This window comes from Variovorax sp. Root411, from assembly GCF_001425205.1.
In the GTDB taxonomy this organism is placed as follows: Bacteria; Pseudomonadota; Gammaproteobacteria; order Burkholderiales; family Burkholderiaceae_C; genus Variovorax.
In genome coordinates this window covers 264,169-278,734 of sequence record NZ_LMDW01000020.1, presented here as the reverse complement: position 1 = coordinate 278,734, position 14,566 = coordinate 264,169, and the positions used below count along the sequence as shown (strand labels likewise).

At 65.5% G+C, this 14,566-nt stretch carries 16 protein-coding genes; 5 read left to right on the top strand and 11 right to left on the bottom strand.

Features of this window, described 5'->3' with window-relative positions; translation table 11 throughout:
- The first annotated feature begins 116 nt into the window (after positions 1-116).
- On the top strand, positions 117-614 hold the full coding sequence (locus ASC92_RS25780) for an Lrp/AsnC family transcriptional regulator (protein ID WP_056521564.1): 498 nt from the start codon (positions 117-119) through the stop codon (positions 612-614).
- Here ASC92_RS25780 and ASC92_RS25775 read toward each other — a convergent pair.
- The 8 genes from ASC92_RS25775 to scpA are packed head-to-tail and all read right to left on the bottom strand — an operon-like array spanning position 604 to position 9,571.
- Complete coding sequence (locus ASC92_RS25775; protein ID WP_056521560.1) at positions 604-1,095, bottom strand: VOC family protein; 492 nt, start codon at positions 1,093-1,095, stop codon at positions 604-606. The two genes, ASC92_RS25780 and ASC92_RS25775, sit on opposite strands and share 11 nt — an antisense overlap.
- Positions 1,083-2,114 (bottom strand): biotin synthase BioB, encoded by a 1,032-nt coding sequence (gene bioB, locus ASC92_RS25770; RefSeq protein ID WP_056521557.1) that lies wholly within the window; start codon positions 2,112-2,114, stop codon positions 1,083-1,085. The genes ASC92_RS25775 and bioB overlap by 13 nt, the downstream gene beginning before the upstream one ends.
- Entirely contained in the window at positions 2,114-4,162 is a 2,049-nt protein-coding gene (accC, locus tag ASC92_RS25765) for an acetyl-CoA carboxylase biotin carboxylase subunit (RefSeq protein WP_056521553.1), read from the bottom strand. Before accC ends, bioB begins: the two co-directional genes overlap by 1 nt.
- Entirely contained in the window at positions 4,155-4,277 is a 123-nt protein-coding gene (locus ASC92_RS29575) for a hypothetical protein (RefSeq protein WP_268810483.1), read from the bottom strand. Before ASC92_RS29575 ends, accC begins: the two co-directional genes overlap by 8 nt.
- 21 nt (positions 4,278-4,298) lie before the next feature.
- Complete coding sequence (locus ASC92_RS25760) at positions 4,299-5,843, bottom strand: acyl-CoA carboxylase subunit beta (protein WP_056521551.1); 1,545 nt, start codon at positions 5,841-5,843, stop codon at positions 4,299-4,301.
- A 40-nt stretch (positions 5,844-5,883) separates the two neighbouring features.
- Positions 5,884-6,933 (bottom strand): methylmalonyl Co-A mutase-associated GTPase MeaB, encoded by a 1,050-nt coding sequence (meaB, locus tag ASC92_RS25755; protein WP_056521548.1) that lies wholly within the window; start codon positions 6,931-6,933, stop codon positions 5,884-5,886.
- Positions 6,927-7,400, bottom strand: coding sequence for a GNAT family N-acetyltransferase (locus ASC92_RS25750; protein WP_056521544.1), 474 nt, complete (start codon positions 7,398-7,400; stop codon positions 6,927-6,929). Before ASC92_RS25750 ends, meaB begins: the two co-directional genes overlap by 7 nt.
- Before the next feature lie 8 nt (positions 7,401-7,408).
- On the bottom strand, positions 7,409-9,571 hold the full coding sequence (gene scpA, locus ASC92_RS25745; protein WP_056521542.1) for a methylmalonyl-CoA mutase: 2,163 nt from the start codon (positions 9,569-9,571) through the stop codon (positions 7,409-7,411).
- Positions 9,572-9,698: 127 nt separating this feature from the next.
- On the opposite strand from scpA, the gene ASC92_RS25740 reads away from it, so the two are divergent.
- Positions 9,699-10,334 (top strand): GntR family transcriptional regulator, encoded by a 636-nt coding sequence (locus ASC92_RS25740; RefSeq protein WP_007828153.1) that lies wholly within the window; start codon positions 9,699-9,701, stop codon positions 10,332-10,334.
- A 12-nt stretch (positions 10,335-10,346) separates the two neighbouring features.
- On the opposite strand, the gene ASC92_RS25735 is transcribed toward ASC92_RS25740, so the two are convergent.
- The gene (locus tag ASC92_RS25735) at positions 10,347-10,961 is read right to left on the bottom strand and encodes a TetR/AcrR family transcriptional regulator (protein WP_056521538.1); all 615 of its coding nucleotides are present in this window, start codon (positions 10,959-10,961) and stop codon (positions 10,347-10,349) included.
- A gap of 117 nt (positions 10,962-11,078) precedes the next feature.
- Here ASC92_RS25735 and ASC92_RS29715 point away from each other — a divergent pair, with 117 nt between their 5' ends.
- From ASC92_RS29715 to ASC92_RS25725, 3 genes are all read left to right on the top strand, one after another.
- Positions 11,079-11,447, top strand: a complete 369-nt coding sequence (locus ASC92_RS29715) for a DUF3313 family protein (protein ID WP_414820428.1) — start codon at positions 11,079-11,081, stop codon at positions 11,445-11,447.
- Entirely contained in the window at positions 11,348-11,740 is a 393-nt protein-coding gene (locus ASC92_RS29710) for a DUF3313 domain-containing protein (protein ID WP_414820433.1), read from the top strand. The genes ASC92_RS29715 and ASC92_RS29710 overlap by 100 nt, the downstream gene beginning before the upstream one ends.
- 193 nt (positions 11,741-11,933) lie before the next feature.
- Positions 11,934-12,602: a response regulator transcription factor gene (locus tag ASC92_RS25725; protein WP_056521536.1), complete on the top strand. Its 669-nt coding sequence runs from the start codon at positions 11,934-11,936 to the stop codon at positions 12,600-12,602.
- Between the two features lie 13 nt (positions 12,603-12,615).
- On the opposite strand, the gene ASC92_RS25720 is transcribed toward ASC92_RS25725, so the two are convergent.
- Entirely contained in the window at positions 12,616-13,401 is a 786-nt protein-coding gene (locus ASC92_RS25720) for an IclR family transcriptional regulator (RefSeq protein WP_056521533.1), read from the bottom strand.
- A gap of 161 nt (positions 13,402-13,562) precedes the next feature.
- Positions 13,563-14,564 (bottom strand): tRNA dihydrouridine(20/20a) synthase DusA, encoded by a 1,002-nt coding sequence (gene dusA / locus ASC92_RS25715; RefSeq protein WP_082519724.1) that lies wholly within the window; start codon positions 14,562-14,564, stop codon positions 13,563-13,565.
- Positions 14,565-14,566 lie beyond the last annotated feature (2 nt).

Genomic DNA, 14,566 nt, shown 5'->3' with positions numbered 1-14,566 from the left:
GTGGAGGGTGTTTTTTCTTGGTGTGGAATGCCGCTCATGGTATGAAAGCCATTCCCCGGCAGCCATGCAAAATTCATGGTTCTGCCCTCGTCAAACCGTCGATTTGAAGGAGTTGCATGGACTTTTCCTTGAACCCCGCGCTGGACGCCCACGACACCCGCATCCTCGCCGAACTGCAGAACGACGCGCGCCTGACCATGGCCGAACTGGGCCGCCGCGTGCACCTGAGCCAGCCCGCCGTGACCGAGCGCGTGAAGAAGCTCGAAGCGGCAGGCGTCATCAGCGGCTACCGCGCGACGGTGAACCTGGGCAAGCTCGGCTACGGCATCCGCGCGATCATCCGCGTGGGCCGCGCCGACTATGCGCGCGTGGTCGAACTGGTGCAGCAGACGCCCGAATGCGTCAATGCCTACAACGTGACCGGAGACGACAGTTGGATCCTGGAGATCGCGGTGATCGACGTGAGCCACCTCGATGCGGTGGTCACCAAGTTCTGCATCCTCACCGAGACGGCAACCTCGATCATCCTGAACCCGGCGCGCGAGCACCAGCCAATGCTGCCGCCTCGGCGTTCGGACGTGAAACCGCCGATCAGGAAAGTGCTCAACGCGTAGCGGCGAGCGCGCTGAAGGCGGCCACTACCTCGGGCGGCGCCTGCACCATCTCGATCAGCACGCCCTCGCCCGCGATCGGAAACTCGTCGCTCGCCTTCGGATGCAGGAAGCAGATGTCGAAGCCCGCCGCGCCCTTGCGGATGCCGCCCGGCGCAAAGCGAACGCCCTGCGCCGTGAGCCACTCGACGGCCTTGGGCAGGTCGTCGATCCAAAGCCCCACGTGATTGAGCGGCGTGGTGTGCACGGCGGGCTTCTTCTCGGGGTCCAGCGGCTGCATCAGGTCGACCTCGACCTTGAACGGCCCGCTGCCCATCGAACAGATGTCCTCGTCGACGTTCTCGCGTTCGCTCTTGAAGGTGCCTGTGACTTCGAGCCCCAGCATGTCGACCCACAGCTTCTGCAGGCGCAGTTTGTCGGGCCCGCCGATGGCGATCTGCTGGATGCCCAGCACCTTGAACGGACGTGTGGTCATGCGGCGCATCCTTCTTCGCTTGTTTCCTGCACCTGACGCGCATTGAGCCCGAGCTTGCGCAGCAGCACCGTGTCGGCTTCGACGTCGGGGTTGCCGGTGACGAGCAGCTTGTCGCCGTAGAAGATCGAGTTCGCACCCGCCATGAAGCACAGCGCCTGCACCGCATCGCCCATCTGCTGGCGCCCGGCCGACAGCCGCACGCGCGCGGTCGGCATGGTGATGCGCGCGACCGCGATCATGCGCACGAAGTCGAAGGGATCGACCGGCTCCGAGTCGGCCAGCGGCGTGCCGGGCACGCGCACCAAGCTGTTGATCGGCACCGACTCGGGGTACGGGTTCAGATTGGCCAGCTGCGCGATCAGCCCCGCGCGGTGCACCGGCTGCTCGCCCATGCCCACGATGCCGCCGCAGCACACGCTGATGCCGGCGCTGCGCACATGGGCCAGCGTGTCGAGCCGGTCCTGGTAGGTGCGCGTGTCGACCACGTCGGTGTAGTACTCGGGCGCGGTGTCGAGGTTGTGGTTGTAGTAGTCGAGGCCCGCGGCCTTGAGCTGGTGCGCGTGGTGCGGCTCCAGCATGCCGAGCGTGGCGCAGGTCTGCAGGCCCAGGCCCTTCACGGCCTCGACCAGCACGGCCACCTTCTCCACGTCGCGGTCCTTGGGCGCGCGCCATGCGGCGCCCATGCAGAAGCGCGTGGCGCCGGCGTCCTTTGCGGCCTGCGCGGCGCGCACCACCTCGTCGACTTCCATGAGCTTCTGCGCCTTCACGCCGGTATCGAACTCGGCTGACTGCGGGCAGTAGCCGCAGTTCTCCGGGCAGCCGCCGGTCTTCACCGACAGCAGCGTAGCCAGTTCGATGTCGCCGGCCGGGAAGTGCTCGCGGTGCACCGTCTGCGCCTCGAACAGCAGGTCCATCAGCGGCTTGTCGAGCAGCGCCTGGATCGCCTCCACGGACCACGGGCCCTGCGGCGTCACCGGCTTTGCGGGCCGGTGCATCGTGATCGTCTGTTGCAAGTCGTTGGCACCCATCAGTTGAACTCCAGAATGATTTGATCGACGGCGAGCGATTCGCCCTTGCCCGCCGAAACCTTGCCGACCACGCCGTCCTGCGAAGCGAACAGCACGTTTTCCATCTTCATGGCCTCGATCACGGCCAGCTTCTCACCGGCACGCACCTGCTGCCCCGGCTGCACCGACACTTCGACCAGCAGCCCCGGCATCGGCGACATCAGGAACTTGCTCAGGTCCGGCGGTGCCTTGTAGGGCATCTGCTCCAGCAGGCGCGCGCCCAGCGGCGACAGCACCATCGCCTCGATCTGCGTGCCGTCGTGCGACACGCGCAGCGCCAGCGGGTTCTTGCCGGCCCCGCGCTCGACCTGCGCGGTGAAGGGCCGGTCGTTGACCGTGCCCTGCACGCGGATGGCGCCGAGCGCAAAGCCGCTGTCGATCTTGTAGTTCTTGCCGCCCACGGCGACCGCGCTCGCACCGGTCTTGCCATGGAAGTCGGTGACCGAGACCGGATGGTGCACATGCTTGCCCTCCGGCCCCAGTTCGACCACCACGAACTGCTCCCCCACCTTCACGCCGTGGCCTTCGAGCTGCCCGCTGATGCCCGATGCGCGCGCGCGGTAGCGGCGATGCACATAGGCGGCCAGTGCCACCAGGAACGACGGATCGGCGTGCGGCACGTCTTCCGCATGGAAGCCCTTGCCGTAGTGCTCGGCGATGAAGCCCGTGTTGAAATCACCCGCCACGAACTTCGGATGCGCCAGCAGCGCCGCCTGGAACGGGATGTTGCTGCTGATGCCGCGGATCACGAAGCCATTGAGCGCCTCGCGCATGCGGGCAATCGCATGCTGGCGATCCTTGCCGTGCACGATGAGCTTGGCGATCATCGAGTCGTAATACATCGGGATCTCGCCGCCGTCGTACACGCCGGTGTCCACGCGCACGCCGTTCAGGTGCTCGGTGTCGCTCGCGAACATGGTCTCGGCGGGCGGCTGGAACTTCACCAGGCGGCCGGTCGAAGGCAGGAAGCTGCGGAACGGGTCTTCGGCGTTGATGCGGCATTCGATGGCCCAGCCGTTGCGCTTCACCTGCCCCTGCGTGAGCGGCAGCTGCTCGCCGGCCGCCACGCGGATCATCAGCTCGACCAGGTCCAGCCCCGTGATGCACTCCGTGACCGGATGCTCCACCTGCAGGCGCGTGTTCATCTCGAGGAAGTAGAAGCTCTGGTCCTTGCCGACCACGAACTCCACCGTGCCCGCGCTCTGGTAGTTCACGGCCTTGGCCAGTTGCACCGCCTGCTCGCCCATCGCCTTGCGCGTCTCGTCGCTGATGAAAGGAGAAGGCGCCTCCTCGATCACCTTCTGGTGGCGCCGCTGAATGGAGCACTCGCGCTCGTTCAGGTAGATCACGTTGCCGTGCGAATCGCCCAGCACCTGGATCTCGATGTGACGCGGCTCCTCGACGAATTTCTCGATGAACACGCGGTCGTCGCCGAAGCTGTTGCGCGCCTCGTTGCGGCACGAGGTGAATCCTTCGAAAGCTTCCTTGTCGTTGAAGGCCACACGCAAGCCCTTGCCACCGCCGCCAGCCGAGGCCTTGATCATCACGGGGTAGCCGATGTCCTTGGCAATCTCGACGGCGCGCTCGGCCGTCTCGATGGCGTCGTTCCAGCCCGGGATGGTGTTGACCTTGGCCTCATTCGCGAGCTTCTTCGAGGCGATCTTGTCGCCCATGGCGGCGATCGAATAGTGCTTCGGCCCGATGAAGGCAATGCCCTCTTCCTCGACTTTGCGCGCGAAAGCTTCGTTCTCCGACAGGAAGCCGTAGCCCGGGTGCACCGCCTCGGCGCCGGTCTTCTTGCAGGCCGCGATGATTCGGTCGGCCTGCAGGTAGCTCTCGCGGCTCGGTGCGGCGCCGATGTGCACGGCCTCGTCGGCCAGCTCGACGTGGCGGGCTTCCTTGTCGGCGTCAGAGTAGACGGCGACGGTGAGGATGCCCATCTTCTTGGCCGTTTGAATCACGCGGCAGGCGATTTCACCGCGGTTGGCGATCAGGATCTTCTTAAACATTTGTGGTCTCCGCGGTGAAACCGCCGCACGCTTCGCGTGCCGTGCAATTTGACTTCGTCGCTGCGCCGCTACGCGGCTGGTCACCGCGGTTGGCGATCAGGATCTTCTTGAACATGTTCTTCTTTCTCCGTACGGCTCAGAGCGGAATGTTTCCGTGCTTGCGCCACGGGTTCTCGAGCTTCTTCTCGCGCAGCATCACCAGCGAACGGCAGATGCGCTTGCGCGTCTCGTACGGCAGGATCACGTCGTCGATGTAGCCGCGTGCGCTGGCCACGTAGGGGTTCGCAAAGCGGGCCTTGTACTCAGCCTCGCGGGCTGCGAGCTTCTCGGGGTCGTTCTTGTCTTCGCGGAAGATGATTTCCACCGCGCCCTTCGCACCCATCACGGCGATCTCGGCGCGCGGCCAGGCGAGGTTGACGTCGCCGCGCAGATGCTTCGAGGCCATCACGTCATAAGCACCGCCGTAGGCCTTGCGCGTGATGACGGTGATCTTCGGTACCGTGCATTCGGCATATGCGTAGAGCAGCTTGGCGCCGTGCTTGATGATGCCGCCGTACTCCTGCCCTGTGCCGGGCATGAAGCCGGGCACATCGACGAAGGTAACCACGGGAATGTTGAAGGCGTCGCAGAAGCGCACGAAGCGCGCGGCCTTGATGCTCGATTTGATGTCGAGGCAGCCCGCCAGCACCAGCGGCTGGTTGGCCACGATGCCGATGGTCTGGCCTTCCATGCGCGCGAAGCCGATCACGATGTTCTTCGCGTAGTCGGGCTGCAGCTCGAAGAAGTCGCCGTCATCGACCACCTTCAGGATCAGCTCCTTGATGTCGTAGGGCTTGTTCGGGTTGTCGGGCACCAGCGTGTCGAGCGAATAGTCGGGCCGGTCGGCCGGGTCGCCCTGGCCGTTGTTGCCCAGGCGCACCGGTGGCTTCTCGCGGTTGTTGAGCGGCAGGTAGTTGTACAGGCGGCGCAGCATCATCAGCGCCTCGACGTCGTTCTCGAACGCCATGTCGGCCACGCCGCTGCGCGTGGTGTGCGTCACGGCGCCGCCCAGCTCCTCGGCCGTCACGGTTTCGTGCGTCACGGTCTTCACCACCTCGGGGCCGGTGACGAACATGTAGCTCGAGTCCTTCACCATGAAGATGAAGTCGGTCATGGCGGGCGAATACACCGCGCCGCCCGCGCAGGGGCCCATGATCATGCTGATCTGCGGCACCACGCCCGAGGCCATCACGTTGCGCTGGAACACGTCGGCATAGCCGCCGAGCGAGGCCACGCCCTCCTGGATGCGCGCGCCGCCCGAATCATTCAGGCCGATGACCGGTGCACCGACCTTCATGGCCTGGTCCATCACCTTGCAGATCTTCTCGGCATGTGCCTCGCTGAGCGCGCCGCCGAAGACGGTGAAGTCCTGGCTGAACACGAACACGAGGCGGCCGTTGATCATGCCGTAGCCCGTGACCACGCCGTCGCCGGGAATCTTCTGCTCAGCCATGCCAAAGTCCACCGAGCGGTGCTCGACGAACATGTCCCACTCCTCGAAGGTGCCGTCGTCGAGCAGCAGCTCGATGCGTTCGCGCGCGGTGAGTTTGCCCTTGGCGTGCTGCGCATCGATGCGCTTCTGCCCGCCGCCGAGACGCGCCTGGGCGCGGCGCTTTTCGAGATGTTCGATCAGTTCTTGCATGGTGTGCTTCCGAAGCTATGGTCCTGAATTTCGTGTGATGTCATGGCCTGGCGGTGATGGCGGCTGCCGCAAGCAAATGGCGCGCCGCGGTCGATGCGGGCAACGTGCCCTGCGCCACCTGCTGCGTGAGCTCGGGCAGCAGCTCGCGCACCTGCGGGTGATGCCTGAAGGCGTGCTTGAGCCCGGCGTCGATGCGCTCCCACATCCACGCGGTGGCCTGCTTTTCGCGGCGTTTGGCGAGCTTGCCGTTGGCGGTCTGCAGTTGCCTGAATTGCGTGACGGCGTCCCAGAAGGCGTCGACGCCCGTGCCTGCCAATGCGCTGATCTGCAGCACCTTGGGCAGCCAGAAGCGCAGCTCCACCCCGCTGTGCGCGTCGTGCACCGCATGCGCGTGGTCCGGGTTGCCCTGGTGGCCGAAGAGGCGCAGTGCCGAGGTGATCTGTGCCTGCGCGCGCGTAGCGGCGTCCTTGTCGATGTCGGCCTTGTTGATGACGACCAGGTCGGCGAGCTCCATCACGCCCTTCTTGATCGCCTGCAGGTCGTCGCCCGCGTTGGGCAGCTGCATCAGCACGAACATGTCGGTCATGCCGGCCACGGCCGTCTCGGACTGGCCCACGCCCACGGTCTCGACGATCACGACGTCGTAGCCGGCCGCCTCGCATACCAGCATCGCCTCGCGCGTCTTCTCGGCCACGCCACCCAGCGTGCCGCTCGACGGGCTGGGGCGGATGTAGGCGCGCTCGTGCACCGAGAGGTGCTCCATACGCGTCTTGTCGCCGAGGATGGAGCCGCCCGAGACGGTGGACGACGGGTCGATGGTGAGCACCGCCACGCGATGCCCCTTGCCGATCAGCAGCAGGCCCAGCGTCTCGATGAAGGTCGATTTGCCAACGCCCGGCACACCCGAGATGCCGAGGCGAAATGAATTCCCGGTGCGCGGCAGCAGCGCGGTGAGCAGTTCGTCGGCCTGCGCGCGGTGGTCGTCACGGGTCGATTCGAGCAGCGTGATCGCCTTGGCGATCGCGCGGCGCTGCGGCATGCCCGACGTATCGACGACCGCGCTTTCCAGCGCCGGCACGGTGTTCAGCACGCGTCCTCCGGGGCCACGCGCCAGCGGTAGTGCAGGTCGACGCCCTCCTCGCCTTCGAGCACGAAACCGTGCCGCAGATAGAAGCGGTTGGCGTCGCTCTGCACGAGCGCGGTGAGCTTGATGTCCAGTTGCTGCTCGCGCGCCTGCGACTTGGCCCATTCGATCACCCACTCGCCGATGCCCAGGCCCTGGAAGCCGGTGCGCAGGTAGAGGTGGTCGAGGCGCAGCGCATCGGCTCCCTCGGGCTTGAGTGTGACGAAACCGATGCGCTGGTCGCCGTCGAGCACGATGTGATGCATGTAAGGCACCACGAAGCCCGCGTTCAGGCGTTCGCGCGAACGCGCCGGGTCGAAGCGGCCTACGCGCTCCAGGCTCGGGCGCATCGCGTCGATGCGCAAGGCCAGCATGGCCTCGAAATCGCTGGAATCCACCGGCTGCAGCGACAGCCGCGACAAGAGATCGCCCACGTCGCTTCTCAGGCCGAGACCGCCGCGCGGATCTGTTCCAGCACGTCCTTGGCGCTGGCGGGAATGGGCGTGCCCGGGCCGTAGATGCCCTTGACGCCGGCCTCGTAGAGAAAGTCGTAGTCCTGCCTCGGGATCACCCCGCCGACGAACACGATGATGTCGTCCGCGCCCTGCTTCTTCAGCTCGTCGATGATGGCCGGCACCAGCGTCTTGTGGCCGGCGGCCAGCGTGCTGACGCCGACGGCGTGCACGTCGTTCTCGATGGCCTGCCGCGCGCATTCCTCGGGCGTCTGGAACAGCGGGCCCATGTCGACGTCGAAACCCAGGTCGGCAAAGGCCGTGGCCACCACCTTGGCACCGCGGTCGTGTCCGTCCTGGCCGAGCTTGGAAATCATCACGCGCGGACGGCGTCCCTGTTCTTCGGCGAAGGCATTGATTTCGGTCTTCAGCGTTTCCCAACCCTCAGCGGAGTCATAGGCTGCAGCGTACACACCGGTCACCTTTTGCGTGTCGGCCCGATGGCGGCCGAATGATTTTTCGAGCGCGTCCGAAATCTCCCCCACCGTGGCGCGCAGGCGCACGGCGTCGATGCTCAGCGCGAGCAGGTTGCCGGTGTTGTTCTCGGCGGCATCGGTGAGCGCGTCGAGCGCGGCCTGCACTTTGGCGGCGTCGCGTGAGGCGCGGATCTTCTGCAGCCGCGCCACCTGCTGGTCGCGCACCTTCACGTTGTCGATGGAAAGGCTGTCGATCGCGTCTTCGTTCTTGAGCTTGTACTTGTTGACACCGACGATCACGTCCTTGCCGGAGTCGATGCGCGCCTGCTTCTCGGCGGCGGCGGCCTCGATCTTGAGCTTGGCCCAGCCGCTGTCGACGGCCTTGGTCATGCCGCCCATCGCTTCGACCTCTTCGATGATGGTCCAGGCGGCGTCGGCCATGTCCTGCGTGAGCTTCTCCATCATGTAGCTGCCGGCCCATGGGTCGATCACGTTCGTGATGTGCGTCTCTTCCTGGATGATGAGCTGCGTGTTGCGCGCGATGCGGGCTGAGAACTCGGTGGGCAGCGCGATGGCTTCGTCGAGCGCGTTGGTGTGCAGCGACTGCGTGCCGCCGAACACCGCGGCCATCGCCTCGATGGTGGTGCGCACCACGTTGTTGTACGGGTCTTGCTCGGTGAGGCTCCAGCCCGAGGTCTGGCAGTGCGTGCGCAGCATCAGGCTCTTGGGGTTCTTGGGGTTGAACTCCTTCATGATGCGGCACCACAGCAGGCGCGCTGCGCGCATCTTGGCCACTTCGAGGTAGAAGTTCATGCCGATGGCCCAGAAGAAGCTCAAGCGCCCGGCGAAACCGTCGACATCGAGGCCCTTGGCCAGCGCGGTTTTCACGTACTCCTTGCCGTCGGCCAGCGTGAACGCGAGCTCGAGCGCCTGGTTGGCGCCGGCTTCCTGCATGTGATAGCCACTGATCGAGATCGAGTTGAACTTCGGCATGTTCTGCGCCGTGTACTCGATGATGTCGCCAATGATCCGCATGCTCGGCGCCGGCGGAAAGATGTACGTGTTGCGGACCATGAACTCCTTGAGGATGTCGTTCTGGATGGTTCCGCTCAATTGGTCTTGCGCCACGCCCTGCTCTTCGGCCGCGACCACGTAGCCCGCGAGCACCGGCAGCACGGCGCCGTTCATCGTCATCGACACGGAGACCTTGTCGAGCGGGATCTGATCGAACAGGATCTTCATGTCCTCGACCGAATCGATCGCCACGCCGGCCTTGCCCACGTCGCCGGTCACGCGCGGATGGTCGCTGTCGTAGCCGCGATGGGTGGCGAGGTCGAAGGCCACGCTCACGCCCTGCCCGCCGGCGGCCAGCGCCTTGCGGTAGAAGGCGTTCGATTCCTCGGCGGTCGAGAAGCCCGCGTACTGGCGGATGGTCCAGGGGCGCACCGCGTACATGGTGGCCTGCGGGCCGCGCAGGTAGGGCTCGAAGCCGGGCAGCGTGTCGGCGTACTTCAGCCCCTGCAGGTCGGCCGCGGTGTAAAGCGGCTTCACCGCAATGCCGTCTGGCGTGATCCAGTTCAGCGCATTCACGTCGCCGCCCGGCGCGGACTTGGCAGCGGCCTTGGCCCAGGCTTCGAGGTCGGCGGGCTTGAAAGAGGGTTCGGGTGTGCTGCTCATGAAGGGCCGTTCGCGGTGTCTTGCAGGGTATTCGCAAATTCGCCTGCACGGATTTGCAGGCCGGCCGCGAGTCTAACCGATCCATAATTATTAATTCAAACCCCATTCTTGCAGTACAGTCCGGCTCATGTCCGCCGTTACCCTCACCCCCCGCGCCCTCTACGAAGAGGTGGCCGAGCTGCTGCGCCAGCGGATCTTCCGCCGCGAGCTGGAGCCCGGCAGCTGGATCGACGAACTCAAGCTGGCCGAGGAATACGGCATCAGCCGCACCCCGCTGCGCGAAGCGCTGAAGGTGCTGGCGGCCGAAGGCCTGGTGACGATGAAGGTGCGGCGCGGCGCGTACGTGACCGAGGTGTCGGAGCAGGACCTGGCCGACGTCTACCACCTGCTCTCGCTGCTGGAGAGCGATGCCGCCGGCGTGGTGGCCGAGCGCGCCACCGACGCGCAGCGCGCGGAGCTGAAGGCGCTGCATGCCGAACTGGAAGCCGCGGTTGGAAACCGCGAGCATTTCTTCGCGATCAACGAGCGTTTCCACATGCAGCTGCTGGCCATCGCCAACAACAAGTGGCGCGACCAGATGGTGGCCGACCTGCGCAAGGTGATGAAGCTCAACCGGCACAACTCGCTATTGAAGGCGGGGCGCATTGCGGAGTCGCTGGCGGAGCACCGCTCGGTGATGGCCGCCATTGAGGCGCGCGACGCGGAAGCCGCCATGGCCCGCATGCGGGAGCACTTCCAGAACGGCCTCGAAGCCGCGAACTAGCCGCCGGCCGACTCAGCGCGGCGCTGCGCCGGCAAGGAACATCTCGACGGCGCGCTGGACCAGCGCCCGAATCTGCTCCACCGACACGGGTGCCGGGTTCGCCTGGTAGAGGCGCAGCTGAGTCTCGGCCGTGATCAGAGCGGTGAACTGCAGCGCGGTCACATGCGGATCGGCCCGCCGCAGTTCGCCGCGCGCCATTGCCGAATCCATGAACTTCGCGAGGGTGCGGATAAGTTCGGCGGGACCCGACTCGTGGAACTGCCGCCCCACGTCGGAGCGCCCTGCCTCGGCAATAACCATCCGGTAGACCGCCATTGCATCTGCGTCATTGGTCAGCACGCACAGCATCCGCTCGCCGAAGCCCGTCAGCCGCGACTCGAGTGTCGCAGTCCCGTTCTCGTCCTGCAGTTCGGCCGCGGCCTCGGCCAGGTGCGAAGTGGCCACGGCCTGCACGACCGCGATGAAGAGTTCCTCCTTCGAGGCGAAATAGCCGTACAGGGTCGCCTTGGACCCGCCCAGCCGCTTCGCGAGCTCGTTCATCGACGTGCGCTCGTAGCCCAGCTCCTTGAACAGCGCCACCGCCGCTTCGAGGATGACGTTGCGCCGCGCTTCTGTCCTGACCTTCATCGCATTCCTTCAAAAGAATACCCAACTGTACAGTTTTCTTGACACAGCCAAAATCCACCCCAATAATGAACCGTACCGTACAGTTTTATTCAATCTCTTTTTAATGCAAGGAACGCGATGCGTGCTCTTTCCGATGCCTCCAAGGCCATCACTCTGGCTGTTTGCCTGACGCTTGCGGCGTGCGCCAGTACACAGCCGGTTCCGTACACCGGCATCGCCTCCGCGCCCCAGTTGCACCCCAGCCAGCACGATGACTCCGGCCGCATTCCCTTCGAATACAAGACGAACATCGACTGGCGACGGTACTCGGCCTTCGTCCTCGACCCCGTCGCCATCTACCGCGGCAACGACGGCCAGTTCGAAGAAATGTCCGAAGAGGACAAGGCATTCCTGGCCCGCGACATGCAGAGCCAGTTCACCGACAAGTTGAATGCGCGCTTCCGCCCCCCCCCGGCAGAGGCGCCAATGCCGTACGGATCAAGCTGACGCTCACCGGCGCCAAGCTGAACACGGCGGTTCTCAGCACCTTCTCGCGCTTCGACTTGATGGGCGGCCCCTACAACGCCGTGCAGGCCGTCCGCGGCCGGGAAGGGGCGATGACGGGCTCGGTGAGCTTTGCCGTCGAAATCTACGACGCCTCGACCAACGCACTGCTCGGCGCCTACGTCGCCAAGCAGTACCCGAATGCATGGAATCTCAAGGCCGGCATCGGAGCCCGGAGCGCGTCCGTGGTCGGAATCGAAAAGGGCGCCGACCAGCTGGTCGCCTACCTGCAATGACGAGAGCCCCGCACGGCGGGGGCAAGCCCGCATCCCTCCTCCGGGTCTTCCGGTCCAACTTCGCAGTCGCCCACGCCACAGTGCTCGCGCTGGTGGTCGGCGTCTTTCTGATGGACGGCTGCGCACACCGGCAACCCGACGCCCCCCTGAATGCGCCGGATGCACCGGCTCCGACTGCGAAGGGTTCCCGCCCATGAACGTACTGTTTCTCGGGGCCGAAAGCAGCATGCGCGACGAACTTGGCGGTGTACTCGGAAGATGCGGCTTGGCCGTCGACGTGGCCGACTCGCGCGATGTCGGCGCGTGGCTTTCCTCGGGCAAACCGTATGCACTGGTTCTTCTCGACGCCGGGCAGCCGGCGGCGGCTCACGCGGCAATACGCTGCGTTCGGGGCCATACCAATGCCCCGCTGCTGGTGCTGACGCAGCGGGACCCGTTGGCCGATCGTCTCGAAGGATTGGCACAGGGTGCGACCGAGTACCTGGTCAAGCCCTGCGCGCCCGGCGATCTGCTGGCGCGCGCCTGGGCGCTGGCAGATCGCGGACATGGTCCGGACGCACCCGTCCTGCGGCTGGCGGACCTGGCCATCGACCGGGCGCGCGGCAAGGCGTTTCGCCAGGGCATGGATCTCGGCCTGAGTGCCACGCTGTTCGAGCTTCTGGATGTGCTGATGGTGCACAGGGGCCAGGTGCTGTCACGCGCAAGGCTGATCAAGGCCGTGTGGGGCTCGAATGCCGACGAGCGGGACAACATGGTCACGGTCGGCATCCTGAGGCTTCGCCAGAAGCTGGACGATCCGTTCGGCCTGAAGCTACTCCACACGGTGCGCGGCCAGGGCTACGTGCTGAAGCTGAGCAACTAAGGCTGGGCGCTCTTCATTCCCGGCTCGACGTACCCGCTTCCCCGGCGAGACGCTGCGCCGTCTCCAGCAGCAGCGGCGCGATGCGCGCCACCATCGTGTCCTTGGGCAGCAGGTAGGCGGGGCCGGCGCAGCTCACGGAGTAGCGTTCGCCGCGCGGCCCCTCCAGCGCGAAGCCGATGGCGTGGATGTGCGGATTCCATTCGCCAAAGGAACCGCAGTAGCCCAGCCGGGCGTACTCGTCGAGGCCGGCCATCAGGCTGGGCTCGATGGCGCTCCAGTTTTCACCGCTTTCGGCCTGGATCTGCGCCAGCAGTTCGGCCTGTTCCTGCTCGGGCAGCGCCGCCAGGTAGGCGCGCCCGGCGGCCGAGGTGGCGATGGTCATGCGCGTGCCCACCTCGATGCGCGAGCTGATGACCATGGAACGCGGCCGCAGCGAATCGATGACGAGCATGTCGAGTTCGTCGCGCACGCCCATGTGCACGCTCACGCCCGCCGATTCCGACAGCGCCGCCAGGTGCGGCCGCGCCACCGTGCGCAGGTCGAAGTGGCGCAAGTAGCGGCTGCTCATGTCGAGCAGCGTTGGGCCGAGGCTGAAGCGCTCGCTGTCCTGCGACTGTCGCAAATATCCCGCACTCACCAGCGTGGCGGTGAGCCGCGACACCGTGGCCTTGGGGATGCCCGTGGTGTCTGCCAGTTCGCGATTGCCCATGGGCGCCGATCCCATGCCGATGACTCTCAGGAGGGCCAGGCCCCTGGCAAGCGCACTTACTTCTTCTTTGCCGCCAACCGCGTCATTCATTTATCCAAGCCTTTTTATGTCCCTGATGCTCCTCATTTTTCAGCAAAAAACGGTTGACGCGCCACTTATCGTGAAGTAGTGATTTTGAAACACTGTTTCAACAAAAGGCCGCCAGCCGCGGCGGGCCTGCTTTTGGGGAAAGCGTGTGATGGTGTGGGGTTTCAGGCGGCTTGTGCAGCCGGCTCGCGCGCCATCGCCATCACCTCGTGCGCAGGCAGCGTCTTGAGCCGGTGATCGCTCCAGACCTGGCGCCATCGGCGCGCGCCCGGCAAGCCATTGCGCAGGCCCAGCATGTGCCGCGCGATCGACCACCACTGCGTGCCATGCTCGGCCGCCTCACGCGCCATGTAGTCGCACATCAGCGACTCGACCTCGTCGCGCGTCAGCGATTGCGCTTCTGCGCCGAAGAACTCCGCGTCCCACTCGGCCAGCCACCAGGGATTGTGATAAGCCTCGCGCCCGACCATCACGCCATCGAGCAGGCGCAGGTGTTCATGCACCTGCGCGTTGAGGGAGATGCCTCCGTTGATGGAAAACCGCAGCGACGGAAACTCGTGCTTCAACCGGTGCACCAGCTCGTAGCGCAGCGGTGGAATCTCGCGGTTCTGCTTCGGGCTCAGTCCCTTCAGCCAGGCATTGCGCGCGTGCACGATGAAGGTCTGGCAGCCGGCCTCGCCCACCTGGCCCACGAAGTCGCGCACGAATTCGTAGCTCTCGATCTTGTCGATGCCGATGCGGTGCTTGACGGTGATGGGCACGTTCACCACATCGACCATCGCCTTCACGCAGTCGGCCACCAGCTGAGGCTCGTTCATCAGGCAGGCGCCGAAAGCGCCGCGCTGGACGCGCTCGCTCGGGCAGCCGCAGTTCAGGTTGATCTCGTCGTAGCCCCACTCTTCGCCGAGCTTCGCGCAGTGCGCCAGATCCGCCGGCTCGCTGCCGCCGAGTTGCAGTGCGACCGGATGCTCCTCCGCGTGGAAGCGCAGGTGCCGGGGCACATCGCCATGCACCAGCGCACCGGTCGTCACCATCTCGGTGTAGAGCAATGCGTGGCGCGACAGCAGGCGATGGAAGTACCGGCAATGGCGGTCCGTCCAATCCATCATCGGCGCAACGGAGACGATTTTCTCTTTTAAATTCAACAACTTAGCGTTATCACTCATAC

What these genes read in the sequence shown, in the direction of transcription:
- ASC92_RS25780 (WP_056521564.1), top strand. Translation starts at nt 117, where the DNA reads ATGGACTTTTCCTTGAACCCCGCGCTGGACGCCCACGACACCCGCATC.
- ASC92_RS25775 (WP_056521560.1), bottom strand. Translation starts at nt 1,095, where the DNA reads ATGCGCCGCATGACCACACGTCCGTTCAAGGTGCTGGGCATCCAGCAG.
- bioB (WP_056521557.1), bottom strand. Translation starts at nt 2,114, where the DNA reads ATGGGTGCCAACGACTTGCAACAGACGATCACGATGCACCGGCCCGCA.
- accC (WP_056521553.1), bottom strand. Translation starts at nt 4,162, where the DNA reads ATGTTTAAGAAGATCCTGATCGCCAACCGCGGTGAAATCGCCTGCCGC.
- ASC92_RS29575 (WP_268810483.1), bottom strand. Translation starts at nt 4,277, where the DNA reads ATGTTCAAGAAGATCCTGATCGCCAACCGCGGTGACCAGCCGCGTAGC.
- ASC92_RS25760 (WP_056521551.1), bottom strand. Translation starts at nt 5,843, where the DNA reads ATGCAAGAACTGATCGAACATCTCGAAAAGCGCCGCGCCCAGGCGCGT.
- scpA (WP_056521542.1), bottom strand. Translation starts at nt 9,571, where the DNA reads ATGAGCAGCACACCCGAACCCTCTTTCAAGCCCGCCGACCTCGAAGCC.
- ASC92_RS25740 (WP_007828153.1), top strand. Translation starts at nt 9,699, where the DNA reads ATGTCCGCCGTTACCCTCACCCCCCGCGCCCTCTACGAAGAGGTGGCC.
- ASC92_RS25735 (WP_056521538.1), bottom strand. Translation starts at nt 10,961, where the DNA reads ATGAAGGTCAGGACAGAAGCGCGGCGCAACGTCATCCTCGAAGCGGCG.
- ASC92_RS29715 (WP_414820428.1), top strand. Translation starts at nt 11,079, where the DNA reads ATGCGTGCTCTTTCCGATGCCTCCAAGGCCATCACTCTGGCTGTTTGC.
- ASC92_RS25725 (WP_056521536.1), top strand. Translation starts at nt 11,934, where the DNA reads ATGAACGTACTGTTTCTCGGGGCCGAAAGCAGCATGCGCGACGAACTT.
- ASC92_RS25720 (WP_056521533.1), bottom strand. Translation starts at nt 13,401, where the DNA reads ATGAATGACGCGGTTGGCGGCAAAGAAGAAGTAAGTGCGCTTGCCAGG.
- dusA (WP_082519724.1), bottom strand. Translation starts at nt 14,564, where the DNA reads ATGAGTGATAACGCTAAGTTGTTGAATTTAAAAGAGAAAATCGTCTCC.